Here is a 13096-nt window from a genome sequence, read left to right on the forward strand (position 1 = left end):
GTGTGGTTCATGGCGTGCGCTCCCCGCGCAACTGGTGAATCCAGCTCTGGAACCCCTCCAGGAAGCGGTGCAACCGCTTGCGGGTGGCGTCATCGAAGTCATTCGTTGCGGTGTCGAGTGCCGATGCCGCCTCGGCAATGTACAGCTGCGGCGAGGTCATGACGAGTGCCCCCATCGCGGCCAGCGCGTGGCGCAGCTGCGATTGCGCCAGCCGTGTGCCCCACCGCCCCGGGGTGGCGCCCATGATGGCGACCGGCTTGCCGGACAGCACCTCACCCAGCGCGGCATCGTTGCGCGACAGCCAGTCCAGGGTGTTCTTCAACACGCCCGGCAGGGACTGGTTGTATTCGGGCGTGGCGATCAGCACGCCGTCGGCCGCCGCAACCGCAGCACGCAGGCGCATCACGCCGTCCGGACCACCCGCAGCGTCTGCTTCCAGGTCTTCGTTGAACAGCGGAATGTCAGCGATGCTGTCATGGACGGTCAGCGACAGGCCGGCCGGCGCCGAGCCTGTTGCAGCGTCGATCAGGTGCCGGTTGTAACTGTTCCGGCGCAGGCTGCCGGCGAAAGCGAGTACGCGCAGGGGGGCGGAATTGTCAGGCATCAGAGGTTCCCAGGAAGGACCGGATGGAGAGCACTCGTCCGAATGCTCTGCCGATGATGCCAGACACCACACGTCGCAGCGCTATGGATCTGCGTCGAACACCACGGTGACGCTGCCCTGATACGTGGTGCCCGGGTGGTCCAGCATCTTCCGTACCGGCTCGCCGTTCACGGCGAACCGAAGCGTCGACGAACGCCCGATGATGACGGCATCGGCGGTGAATACAGGCGGAGGCTGGTTCACCCGCAGCGGCAGATCCACCACCTGGCGGCCGCTCGCGCGATCACGGAAACCCGGCAGTGTCAGGCTGACATCCAACGGAACGTCATCGGCATCTACGCTCGTATTGCGGATCCCGCAGCGCCCGTCCGCCTGCAGGTGCTCGCACTGCATCGAGACACTGAACTGGCCGGAACTGCTGATGTGGAACGGAACTTCCTGCTGCAGCCGCGCCGGTGCGATGCCATGGTCGGTCCACTGGCTCCACCCGCCTTTGGGCGCCAGCACCGCGTGATCCATGCCGGGGGCCACATCCAACCGGAACGCATGGCGCACCTCCAGGCGGAAATGCACGTTCACCAGGCTGTCGGACAGGGACACCCGGTGCCCGAGGTCGAAGTCACTGCCCTGCCCGGTTCCCCCGAACGAGAAGCGGGTCGAACCGGTGTAGATGCCACTGCGCATCTCCAGCGGCGCCGGGGTTTCCAGCGCATAGACGAAATCCAGTGCCGGAATGGCATAGTTGTTGGTGTTCACCCAGTGCAGGCCGCAGGCGACGGCGCCCTGTCCATCGTCGCGGCGTAGGAGCATGCGCATGACAGTATAGGCACTTGATCCTGTCACCCCATACGAGCAGTTGTTCGGTCCGCCGCTGGAGTAGAACCCGCTCGACGCCCCGTCCCTGTCCTCGTCGGTAAACCGCATCGCCGCCCCGATCACCCGCAGGGTGAGGTCGAAGCTGCTGGCGCCATCCTCGGACGTGACGGTCACGATGCGCGGTGCCGGCATCGCGATATAAAAGCCATCCGGGCCGTAGTCCGCATTGCGGATCACCTCCTTGCTGCCACGGACGGTCGTATCGATGCTCCACCAGTTGTTGGCGATGCAGGTCGCCATATGCGCATTGGCACAGACCCCGCTCCACGGCGTGGTATTGACGAATCCCCGTTGGTTGGGGTTTGTCAGGTCAGGCTTGAACTCGGCCGTGATGTACACGTCGCCCGCCTGCGCGGCCAGGGCGGGCAGCAGCATCGACACGCCGAGCATGAGCCGGCGAAGGAAGCGGCACAGCAGATGGAACATCATGGCGCTTCTCCAGCATGGCCGGCCGCAGCCTGTGCGGCCACGGCCGAAGGTGGACATCTGAGGATGCCAGCCATCCACATCTCGCCACGCGGGCGGGTTGTGCGGCCATCCAGCTCGAAACTGCACGTGCTGATGTCCGGATGACGCACCACCAGCGTCGGCATCCGGCTGTTCATCTCCAGGGCGAAGAAGCCATCGGCCTCGGCGACACTGCGCCCGGCATGATTGATCACGTGCGCACCGGCCAACGGCCGCCCCTGCGAGTCCTGCAGATGGCCCAGCACGGTGATCGTTCTGACGACATCCACCTGGTTGTAGGCGATGCCACCCTTGTTGAGGTGATAGGGCAGCACCGACGGCTGGATCGCGGCGGCCGGCGCATGGTGATCATCGAAGTCGAGCTGGATCGACCCGGGCCTATAGGCGGACACCGGCAGCAGATTGCGGCCGGGGCGTAGGATGTGGGAGCCGCCACGGCTGTCGTGCGCGCGGATCGTGGCGCCGGCCAGGTCCGAACGCACATCGATGATCATGCCGGTGTCAACCATGCTGGCCTGGCCGTCGCCTGCGATCGCCAGGGTGCCTCCGCCCACGGCAAGCGTGCTCTCCAGATTGACGCCCCCGCTCACACCACCGTCCAGCGAAGAGCGCTGCAGATGGAGATCCCCGCGCAGTGCAGCCGACTCGAAGTGGGCGTTGCCGCCCAGGCCGATGCCCGTGCTGTCCACGGTGGCCTGCCCGGCGACACTGTGCACGATGCTGTCTGCGAAGCTCTGTTGCACGCCTGCACTGGCGTAGACGTCACGGCCGCCCCGGGCCGCGGTACGTGAGCCAAGGCTGCCACTGTAGCGCCGCCCATCCTGGCCGAGCGCGATGTTCAAGGTGAACTCCACGCCACGATTGCGTCGTAGGCCCGAGCTGATGCTGCCGGGGCGATCGAAGACCGAAGCCCGCCAGTTGGCGTCACTGCCGAACAGCGTCTGCCGACGGCTGAATGAAAGGTCGAAGCCGGTGCCGCGGCTGAAGCCCTGGCTGTGTGAGATCCGGGCCGAGAGCTGGCCATGCCGGCCGAACCCGTGATTGACCCCGACTGCCGAGGTGCGCAACCAGCCCTCGCGCACGGGCGCGCTGGTGTACCCGGGAAACGGCGGAGGCTCGATGAGATCGCCCTGCACCTGCCAGCTCCGCGTATGCGAGGCGACCACGCTGCCATTGCGGTAGCGCAGCAGGCCCTGCAGGTCCACGCCCTTTCCGGTCCGGTTGGAGGTATAGGCGTTCGTGTAGACATTGGCCCAGTCATTGACCTGCCAGTCGACTGAGCCGGCAAGCGAGCGATCGTTCCCGATGGATTGCACAGCAACGCCAAGCACCGCACGTGGATGCGCAAGATAGTTGACCACGCCGCCCACGGCGGGCCGGCCCGCGCCGGGATCATCGAAGCTGTCCAGCAGGCTGTCCTGCACGCCGGCAAAGGCGCTGTAGCGCCAACGCCGGCTGGGATCGCGCCACTGGGCGGGTTTGTGGATGATGGATGTCGTGCGTGACGTCTCGCGCCCGTCCTCGATCACACGCAGTTCCACTTCATAGATGCCGCCAGGCAGACGTCGCGTCTCCACCTGCTGCAGCCCCGGACGGACCGCCTGGGTCAGGATCAGGCTGCCGTCGCGGTAGACCTCGACGCTGCCCTCGCGGTTGGCAGTCACGTATACCGGGTACAGGCTGGGCGAACGACTGTCCACCAACAGCGTATCGGACGAACCGGCCATCACCCCGAAGGTGGTGAAACGGGTGCGTCCTGCGCCACGGGGCTGCCGTGTAACGCCGTCGAAATTCGGGAGGAACCATCCTGCACGCAGGAAATGGTCCTTGAACTCACGCTGTGCGTGCAGTGACTGCAGGACATGGCGGACGCGACGATCATCCTCGCCGCTGCGGTCCGCCTGGTAGCTGGCGTCCAGTGTCCAGTTGCCGACGCTGCCCTGTGCGGCGAGCGCGTAGCGACCGGCAGCCCGCTGGCCCTCCCCGCCATAGGCATTCAACTGGTGGCGCAGGATCAGGCCACTGCTGCCGGAATCAGGCAGCGACAGGTGGCGCTGCACCGCCAACGCCTGGCCGGCCGCTTCGGAGGCGATCGAAAGCAGGGAGCTCTCGAGGCTGTAGTGCAGGCCGGCGAGCCCATCGCGGCACGGCTTGGTGCACGGGCCGAGGGCATGAGGGGAGCCCAGCACGGCCAGCCAACGCTCGCGCTCGCTCTCGGGCTGGGTGCTGCCGTGCGCGTCGGTGAACTCCAGCAACGACACCGCGTTGTCGCGGGTAAGCACGGCGCGCGCGTCACCCAGGTACTCGCCGTCCCGTTCTACCCGGACCACCAGCGGCACATCGAAGAAGTGATCGCGGAAGTCATCCGGCAGGGCATCGGACTGCTCCAGCAGATTCAGTGTGTCCAGCGCGCCCTCGGCAGCCAGCACGGCAGGCGCGGTGCAGAACAGCGCGAGGGTAATGGCGAGAGGGAGGGTGCGCGGAGACATGATGTTCTCTTGTTGAGTAAGACTGAGGGGCGCGCCCGCGCACCAGCGGGGAACGGACGCGCCCGTTCTGCACAGGTCTGTGCTTACGGCGAACGGCTTTCGAACATCATCGAAACGGTGCCGCTGTAGTTGCCCTGCTGGTAGTCGCCACCGACCGGCGCGGCTGCGATGGACACGAAAGCGCGCTTGCCAGCCGCGGCCTCGACTTCGGTCGCGACTTCAATGGCGGCGGCCGCGCCCACGGCCAGGGTCTTGCCGGCCACGGAAACCGTCATCGGCATTTCGCCGGCCTGCGCCGCCAGCTTGGCGTCGTAGGCAAGGTGCGCAGTGATCGCACCCAGGCCGCTCTTCATGTCGATCTGCTTCTGCACCGGCTCCAGGCGCTGCGTGGTCATGTTCCACGGCAGGTCCTGGGTTTCGCCGGCCCAGTCACCCACCGGGGAAATCTGCAGGCCGGTCGGCGACGGCACGGTGGCCGTGACGTTGATCTGCAGCGGGAACTGCTCCGGATCGGCGAAGGCGACGGCCGGCGACAGGGCAAGGGCGGCCAGGGCGGCCACGGTGATGGACTTCAGGTTCATTGCAATATTGCTCCAGGGTTGGAAAATGCCGACGTGTGCGGCGGTGGGCGCAGCTTCAGAGGAAGCTGCTAGTCGAGCAGGACGGATTTGCGGGATTTCCCCTCGACGATTTCAAAGCGATGGTCTTGGCCAGGCAGATGTGCGAATGCCTCGCTGCGTCCGGGCAACAGATGCACCCTGCGCGACGCGCCGCATTGCCCGGGCTGCGTGCCGGTGCTGCACTGGCGCACGTTGTCGAGCACCACGGTGCTGTTGCCCGCGTTGTGCACCACGGTGCGGTCGGGCTGGCGATCAGTGCGCAGATCGGACGACGGCGCTTCCGGATGCACGATGACGAAGACGCCGTAACCGGTGAGCACGTTGACGCCGGCCGCGATGGAACGGCGATAGTCCTCGGACTGCGCCTCGGTCAGTGCGAACTCGTCCTCCTTCTTCGGCAGCACAGGCACGAAGCGGACACGGTAATAGCGCTCCTTGTCACGATTGCCGTGGAAGAGCAGCCGCGTGGCCTGCTGCCCTTGACGCGGAACGATGAGGCGCGAAGGGCTGGCAATCAGGGCATTGCCACCACCGCCATACACACCCGGCTCCACATCGACCTCGTAAGGCGTGTTGTCCTCCGTGTAGCGCACCTCGGTGACCTGCACACGCACGAATGCCGTGGCGTCACCGCTGTTGCGGACGCGCTTCAGCAATGCGCCCTGGTCGGGCAACAGGTACTCGTACATGGCGCCGACGTGGATCGACGGCATTTCGGCGCTGGCGAACGTGGGCAACAGCAGTGCTGCGCCCAGCAGAATGAGGCGTTTCATCGGAGCTTCCTTGAGGTCGGGGTGCGGCGTTGCCGACACCCTCTTCATCGAAGGGCGCTACGATAGGGACGGATACTCTGCCTGGGTATGCAACTATTCCGAATAATTCGAAATCCCGGGCCGCGCGGATGAACGGCTCAGCTTCGTGTACTGCGCACGCTTTAACAGGGAATCAGCGGGTCGCGCCGCAATTGGAACAGTGATTCGACAGGCCCATCAGAGCGATCACATGCTGGCGGACCGCATCGTCGGCGCACAGGATCATCACGCCTTCGCCATCGGGCACCGAACGGAACATGCCGTGCAGGGTGATCGGAGCGGCGGTGCGTGTGGATATGGCAACGGTATGGATGCGACCGCGGCCGCACGCGCTGCGCAGCGCACGCTGCTCTGCCCCGGTGGCCTGCCTTCCTGCGTGACCGACGCCACGGGGCTCCAGCCCGATGCTCACCGTCAGTGACCGGCCCATGAACCGGCTGGTAATCACCGGCACATCGCGATCGGGGAATCGGCACAGGAAGGCAATGTGGCTGCGCACGCCTGCCTCTTCCGATGCAGATGACGGCCCCAGGATGGCACCTTCATCATGGGGCATCGTTGCGGAGTCCCGGCACTGGCAGTGACGCAGATCCGACAGTACTCCGGCTCCCGCTGCGAACATCGTCTTGACCCCTCGACATGGTCCATGTAGGTAACAGCCCCCTCGCCGCTTCCTGCGCCGGCGCGCCGTCCATGCTATGTCCGCCGGCTGGAGCACTCAATCGAACAACTCCGAAGTTCAGCGCGGATCGCCCTGTCCGGCCAGCTCGGCAACGAATGATTGATAAAAGTTCTATGGAAAGAACGCGGACTTGATTGCACTGTTGTCATATTGCACTGCAGCGAAACCCGCTGGAGCTGCACTGTCGGCGCGATGGCGCGCCGTTTGACCCGGCCGGAGATGCGGTGTTCGGATGCGTGTGTGCTTTCTGATGAAGTTCGACCTGCGGCGTGATCGCCATGGCCTCGCGCCCCCGCTCTACGCCTACGTCTGTGCCCATGCGACATCGCGGGAGATCGCATTGCGCAAAGCCTCGCGCGTGCTGTCGAGAATCGTGATGGACGACAGTCAGACGAAGTGGATGATGATGGAGTGCAAGGACGTGGTGCAGGCATGTCGCTCCGGGCTTCTGCCCGTGGAAGAGACACTACTGGAGCAGGCAAGCGCGGCGAGGTCCGGCGTTGCTGCACTGTATCGGGAATCGGTGCAGATCGTGGGCGTCACGGAACAGCGATGATGTATGCGGGCGCCCCACTCCACACGCGTGGCCGCCTAGGCCTGCCGGGGCACGGCGTTGCGACCGCCCACCTCGTCGTGACGATGGTTCTCCCACGTGCTGCGCAGCTGCCTCCGCTGCGGCGCGGACGCGTACATGTAGCCATTCAACGAATCAAGGAACCACCGCTGCTGCTCGACATCCAGTGCAGCGAACCGTGCAAGCACTCCGGCTACGCAGGCATCCAGTTCAATGGTCATTCCGCTCCCCCGGACTACGAGTTAAGTTGCAGTCACTGTATGGATGGCAGTTCACTTCCACAATCGAACTAGTTTGCAAATGCCGCAGGCCTATCCGCCATCGGCACAGGTCACCCAGCCATTGGCAGCAGCATAGCGATGGACATCGATGGTGCTGTTGAGGCCGAGCTTCTTCATCGCCGAGCGCTTCTGTGCACTGATGGTCTGTACGCTGCGGCACAACTGGCGGGCCACCTCGCGCTGGCTGTAACCTTCGACCAGAAGGCGCAGGACCTCCAGCTCGCGCCCGGACAGCACCACGCCCGGCAACTGCTCATGCAGCGAAGCGAGTTCGAGCATCCGCGGCGACAGGTGGTTCCTGCCGACCGCCGCGGCGAGAATGGCCGGTGGCAGGTACTCCAGCGGATCGGACTTGGCAACGATGCATTTCACGCCGGCCCGCTGCGCATGCTCGATGATGTGGCTGCTGTCGTTCCCGGTGAGCAGGACGAGCGCCGTGCGAGGAAAGCGTCGCAGGAGGAAGCGGATCAATGACAGACCGTCTCCGTACTCGCCACCCGGCATCGAGTAGTCGATCACCGCAACCTGCACGCTGGTGGTGGCCAGCAGGTTGACGAGCTCGCTCGAATTCCTGGCACACCCCCGCAGGGACAGGTCCGGGTGTGCGGCGATGAGCCGGGCAACGCCGATGGTGACCACGGGGTGATCATCGGCGATGATGAATTCGACAGGCATGTTTCGCGCCTCCTTCTGTTGACGGTTGTCAGGTTGGCCGTGAAGTTTCCTGTTCGCGAAAACGCAATGCGAAGGAAAACACTATGAAAGACCGAGTCGAGGATGTTGTCATTGCCGACGATCATCCGATTACGCGCTTTGCGGTTGAGGCGATCGTCGATGAGCAGGCAGGATTCCAATGCCTGGCCAGCGTTGCAAACGGCGTCGAACTGCTGGACCTCCTCGCTGTCCAGCCTGCCGATGTTGCCGTCGTCGACTACTCCATGCCCGCTGGCGACGGCTGCGATGGCCTGGCGTTGGTGGATACGTTGTGCAGCAGGTACCCGGCACTGCGCATCGTGGTTCTCACCGCGCTGGACCAGTGGCCGATCATCCAGGTTCTGCTCACGCGCGGGGTGGCCGCGGTGGTCAGCAAGTCGGATGACCTGCGGCATGTCGCCAGAGCGTTGCTGGCCGCATCCCAGGGACGCCGGTATTTCTCACCCGCCATCCTGGCCAGCCGCGATGTGAACGGATTCGATTCCGCCGGCGAACTGCTCTCGCCTCGCGAAGCACAGGTGGTACATCTGCTCCTGGCGGGCAAGGGCGTGAATGAGATTGCGCTTGAGCTGGCGGTCACCAAGCAGACGGTCAGCACCCAGAAGCGTGCGGCAATGCGCAAGCTCGGCGTGAGCAGCAATGCCGAACTTTTCAGGTTCGCATCGGAGTTGGGACTGGAATGAGCGCGTCTGCCGACGGGCGCGCCCAGGGTCGCGTTGGCACCTCGTGTAGTGGGAAGGCGGCAGCGGGCCGGGGCAGGAATGATGTACGGCTCGTTCAGGTTCTCCAATACAATTAGTTGCAAAGACGCATCGGGCACTCTTTGCTAGCCTTCCAGCACCGAAATGGAGGAGCACCGCGGGGTGACAGCACCGCGTCGCCACGGCTTCTTCAGCACAACGTCCCGTGAGATCCGCTCACGTGCTTTGCCCGCCTCTGGAAGGCCGATGAAACGATCAACAGGAATGGCCGGGCTGCTGGCTGCAGCCGCGCTTCTGCTCTGCGCGCTTGCCACGGGAGTCCATCACTCCTCCCGCAACCACGACGCCACGCAGGCGCGCATCATCCGTGTGGCCGCCGATCCGCAGTTGGATGGAGGGCGTGCGGTTGGCTTCGCCACCGGGAAAGGTGCTTCCGCCTATCGCTACATGATGCACATCGCCGGGCTCGCGGGCGTCCGCTTCCAGTTCGTACCCACCGGATCGCCCACGGAGGCCTACCGTCAGCTTCAGTCGGGCAAGGTGGATCTGGTGCCTTCGGTCATGGACCTGGATCTTCCGCAGGATGACCGCTTCCTGGTGTCGCCACCCTACTTCGAGGGCAGGACACTGCTGTTCTCGCGCGCGGCCGGGCCCGGTTTCGCTACGCTTGGCGCGCTGGCCGGCCACGTGGTCGCCGTACGCGAGGGCAGCCAGTACGTCGACTGGATCCGGCGCCATCATCCGGATATCAAGGTGCTGGAGTTCACGGGAGTGCCGCAGATCCTCGGTGCGGTCGAGTCGGGAACGGCGGATGCGGCGCTGGGAACCGATGCGCTGTACAACCCGGTGATCCGCCGATACTTCCAGCATACGCTGGTCGCGTCCGGTGCGGTCGCGGAGCTGCCGATCGTGGTGCGTGCGGTGGTCAGGCGCGAGGACAAGGCGCTGCTGGACACCATCGACAGCGGACTCCGCGCGCTTTCGGTCGCCCATCACCGGGATGTGATCGATGGCTGGCTGGAGACGGTGTACCGCACGCCGCCCTCGGTCGGCGCAATCCTGCTGTACTACCGGACGGAAGCGATTTCCGCCGCCCTCGTCCTGCTGGCGCTGGCGTTCGCGGCCTACCAGATGAAGCGATCACGGGATCTGGCCAAACGCGCCGCGCAGGAGAAGGCAAGGATGCTGGCCGTGGTCAGCCATGAAATCCGCAATTCGGCCAATGCGCTGCTTTCGGCAACCGACCTGCTCGGCAAGGGACCCGTGCTTCCGGAGCAGGAAGAGGCCCTCGATGCAGCCCTGGCCAGTGCCTCCAGCCTCAGTCTTCTGCTGAACAACGCATTGGAGTACTCGCGATTTGAAGGAGGCAGCCGCGCAGCGGAGCCAACGCGGGTCGCGCTGCGCCCCCTGATCGAGGAGTCGGTGCGCGCGTTCCGCCCGCAGGCGCGCGAGCGCAACGTAACCTGCCATGTGGAACTGCCCTGTGGCGAGCCGGGCGATCTGTGGATCGATCCCATCGTGGTGCGGCAGGTGGTCGTCAACCTGTTGTCCAACGCGATCAAGTTCACACGCAACGGTGACGTACGTGTACGCCTGTGGGTGGAGGCCGGAACGTCCGGGCACTGCACGCTGAACATCGAGGTCATCGACAGCGGTATCGGCATGAGTGCCGAGGAGCGCGACGCCTTGTTCTCCGACTACTGGCAGAGCCAGCAGGGACGCGCCCTGGGCGGTGCTGGCCTGGGCCTGTCCATCTGCTCGCGCATCACGCAGCGGCTGGGGGGTTCCATCCAGGTGGAGAGCAGCCCCGGAGAAGGCAGTCGCTTCCACGTCGTGCTTCCCGCACGTCACGCGCGAGCCTGCGAACCTTCCGCTCCCACGCTCGCACTCCAACAGCAGGCGACCGCCACGCACGGGAATCCATCGGTACTGATCGTGGAGGACCATATCTACAGTGCACGGATGTTCAAGGCGCAGATCGAGGCGATGGGGCTGTCGGTGACCTTGGCGACGGATGCTGCGCATGCCCTGCGCGTAATCCGGACGGCTCCTCAGTTCGGCTCGATCCTGCTGGACTGCAACCTGCCCGACATGGATGGCTACGCACTGTGCCGGCGGATCCGCGCGATTGAGCACTCGCGGCGGCAAGGACGTGCCAGCATCCTGGCGATCTCAGCGATGGAGGGCGTTGAACATGCGAAGGAGTGCGCCGAGGCGGGGTTCGATCACGTCGTGACCAAACCTCTCTCCACCTTCCAGCTCAGGGCCTGGCTGGGCCGCGGACCGGGGGACGAGATCGCACGCGGAATGCTGGAGATCTTCTGGGAATCGTATGACAGCGACCTGCAGGATCTCCAGGTCGCGGTCGAGGCGGGCGTCTGGGGCAAGGCCGGCGACATGGCCCACCGCATCTGCGGCAGCGCGGCCATCGCTGGCGAGCGTGGCATCGAAGCCATCGCGCGGGCCCTGATGCCGGCACTGCGCCAACGCACGGCAGACCCGGCGTCGGCCAGTGACATCGCCCGCCTCATCGAAGACCTGCGATGGTATGCGGCGCATGGCACGCGGATGCAGCAGGCGCCGCTGGCAGCGGCGCCGTGCGCTTCCTCCGCCGCACGCGGCCGCGTCCCCGTCGAGGAACGCGGCATCGCCTCAGTGCAAGGACACCCGCAGGACTGAAGGTGCGTTGGCCGGGGAACTGAAGGTGACCGTTCCGCCCAGCTGGCTGACGCCGGCATAGCGCAGGTCCACGGTGTCGATCACCAGGGTCAGCCGGCTTCCGGCCGGGATGTTCCAGCTGCTCGCTTCAAGACGCAGATCGAGCGTGCTGGCCTGTCCTGGGGTCGCGCTGCGCAGGGTGTACGGCTTGTGGCTGATCAGCTGCCCGTTGCCGAGGACGTCCTCGACGAACAGATACGCATAGAGCGTGGTGTCGGCCCGGCTGGGGGTGACGGTGACGCGCACTTCCGGCATGCCGTCCAGGCGACGGGCGCTCCAGTAGACCGGGCTCTGCCAGACGCCGGCGGCATTGCGGCCGATGAAGGGCACGTAGGCGCCAGGCGCAACGTTGATCATCTGCAGGGAGCCGGACACCATCGCGACACCGGAGTTGGCGGCGGTCGGCAGGCCACTGCCGATGCGGTAACTCCAGCCGCTGCTGCGCCCGTTCTCGACCAGGCCGCCCGTGGGAAGCAGCAGTCCGCCCGGCGCGGTCAGCGCGTACTGGGTCGCCCCGGCACGGGTCGCCTGCCAGTCTGCATAGGTGTTCCAGCTGCCCTTCTGCGACTTCAGCTGCACGGCCGGGGCACGGTCGATGCCGTTCGCCACGCCCTTGAGGTAGTGATCGAACCAGTCCCCCACCGAGGCGTAGACCTCATTCGGCACCCCCAGCGCACCCAGCGCCTCGTTGAGGGCATGATCGCCATGACGCAACTGCAGCTGCTTGGGGCCAGTCAACGCATTGAAGAAGTCCACCAGCTGGCCGGGCGGGAACAGGCTGTCGTTGAAGGCATTGGCCAGGAAGATGGCGGGGCGGTTGGCGTTGATCTCCGCCACGCTGGCCGATGGGCTGCGCAGTGCCGCAACCGGCAGCAGCGATTCGACCGCGCCCTGGAAGTTGCCGGTCACCACCCTGCGGTTGATCGTGGCCAGCTCCTCACCGGGACGGCCGGTGGCCAGGCCGGCGGCCACCAGCAGGGCAATGCCCTGCGCGCTGGGGGTGTCATTGCTGTACAGCGCCGCCTGCAGGTCGGCCCAGCCGCTCAGTGCGGCCACCGCCTTGATGCGCGGATCACGCGCCGCCGCCAGCAGACTGGTGCCGGCGCCGTAGGAGATGCCGGACACACCGATGCGGGCGGGATCGGCCCGGGTGTTGTCCAGCGCCCAGTCGATCAGCGCGCTGACATCTTCGACGGTGGCGGGTCCGGCGATGTCGATCGACCCACCCGACTCCCAGAATCCGCGCGAACTGTAGCTGAGCACGATATAGCCACGCTGGGCCAGCGCCTGCGCGACGCCGACATATTCCACGCTGGGAACGGCCCAACTGCTGGGCATGACCAGCAGCGGAAGGCGTCCCTCGCCCTGCCCCTGCGGCTGGATGACGAATACCCCGAGCGGTGTTCCGTCCCAGCTGGGTATCGTCTGATGGGTGGTGGTGACGGTCACCGCCCAGGCGGCAGGTGACAGGCCGGTCAACAGGATCAACAGCAGCAGCATCTTGCGCATCGTCGTTTCTCCCCGTCGCTGCAGTGCGACGAGCCGGACCGTACCAGT

12 protein-coding genes are annotated in these 13096 nt (G+C 65.6%); 3 read left to right on the plus strand and 9 right to left on the minus strand.

Annotation, left to right across the window (positions count from 1 at the left end):
• Nucleotides 1-7: 7 nt before the first annotated feature.
• The 6 genes from ACZK08_RS10695 to ACZK08_RS10720 all read right to left on the minus strand — a co-directional run bounded on the left by ACZK08_RS10695 (nt 8) and on the right by ACZK08_RS10720 (nt 6368).
• Entirely contained in the window at nt 8-604 is a 597-nt protein-coding gene (locus ACZK08_RS10695; protein WP_065182292.1) for an NADPH-dependent FMN reductase, read from the minus strand.
• An 81-nt stretch (nt 605-685) separates the two neighbouring features.
• Nucleotides 686-1909: a hypothetical protein gene (locus tag ACZK08_RS10700; RefSeq protein ID WP_065182293.1), complete on the minus strand. Its 1224-nt coding sequence runs from the start codon at nt 1907-1909 to the stop codon at nt 686-688.
• Nucleotides 1906-4437, minus strand: a complete 2532-nt coding sequence (locus ACZK08_RS10705; RefSeq protein ID WP_065182294.1) for a TcfC E-set like domain-containing protein — start codon at nt 4435-4437, stop codon at nt 1906-1908. Before ACZK08_RS10705 ends, ACZK08_RS10700 begins: the two co-directional genes overlap by 4 nt.
• Nucleotides 4438-4520: 83 nt before the next feature.
• Complete coding sequence (locus ACZK08_RS10710; protein WP_065182295.1) at nt 4521-5018, minus strand: CS1 type fimbrial major subunit; 498 nt, start codon at nt 5016-5018, stop codon at nt 4521-4523.
• Nucleotides 5019-5086: 68 nt separating this feature from the next.
• The gene (locus ACZK08_RS10715) at nt 5087-5830 is read right to left on the minus strand and encodes a hypothetical protein (RefSeq protein WP_065182296.1); all 744 of its coding nucleotides are present in this window, start codon (nt 5828-5830) and stop codon (nt 5087-5089) included.
• Between the two features lie 172 nt (nt 5831-6002).
• Nucleotides 6003-6368 carry a hypothetical protein gene (locus ACZK08_RS10720; protein ID WP_155761045.1) on the minus strand — a complete coding sequence of 122 codons (366 nt, stop codon included), beginning with the start codon at nt 6366-6368 and terminating at the stop codon, nt 6003-6005.
• A 433-nt stretch (nt 6369-6801) separates the two neighbouring features.
• On the opposite strand from ACZK08_RS10720, the gene ACZK08_RS10725 reads away from it, so the two are divergent.
• Complete coding sequence (locus ACZK08_RS10725) at nt 6802-7107, plus strand: hypothetical protein (protein WP_154582308.1); 306 nt, start codon at nt 6802-6804, stop codon at nt 7105-7107.
• Between the two features lie 35 nt (nt 7108-7142).
• Here ACZK08_RS10725 and ACZK08_RS10730 read toward each other — a convergent pair whose 3' ends face one another.
• Nucleotides 7143-7346 carry a hypothetical protein gene (locus tag ACZK08_RS10730; protein ID WP_065182298.1) on the minus strand — a complete coding sequence of 68 codons (204 nt, stop codon included), beginning with the start codon at nt 7344-7346 and terminating at the stop codon, nt 7143-7145.
• A 90-nt stretch (nt 7347-7436) separates the two neighbouring features.
• Nucleotides 7437-8081, minus strand: coding sequence for a LuxR C-terminal-related transcriptional regulator (locus ACZK08_RS10735; protein ID WP_065182299.1), 645 nt, complete (start codon nt 8079-8081; stop codon nt 7437-7439).
• A gap of 83 nt (nt 8082-8164) precedes the next feature.
• Between ACZK08_RS10735 and ACZK08_RS10740 the strand changes: the two genes are divergently transcribed.
• Together ACZK08_RS10740 and ACZK08_RS10745 are read left to right on the plus strand one after the other, a co-directional pair.
• The gene (locus tag ACZK08_RS10740; protein WP_065182300.1) at nt 8165-8803 is read left to right on the plus strand and encodes a response regulator; all 639 of its coding nucleotides are present in this window, start codon (nt 8165-8167) and stop codon (nt 8801-8803) included.
• A gap of 264 nt (nt 8804-9067) precedes the next feature.
• Nucleotides 9068-11500, plus strand: a complete 2433-nt coding sequence (locus tag ACZK08_RS10745; protein WP_196768754.1) for an ATP-binding protein — start codon at nt 9068-9070, stop codon at nt 11498-11500.
• On the opposite strand, the gene ACZK08_RS10750 is transcribed toward ACZK08_RS10745, so the two are convergent.
• Nucleotides 11474-13048 carry a S15 peptidase family protein gene (locus ACZK08_RS10750; protein ID WP_065182302.1) on the minus strand — a complete coding sequence of 525 codons (1575 nt, stop codon included), beginning with the start codon at nt 13046-13048 and terminating at the stop codon, nt 11474-11476. The genes ACZK08_RS10745 and ACZK08_RS10750 overlap by 27 nt on opposite strands.
• Nucleotides 13049-13096: the final 48 nt, after the last annotated feature.

The sequence above is a fragment of the Stenotrophomonas sp. 112478_Sma genome (genome assembly GCF_056479905.1).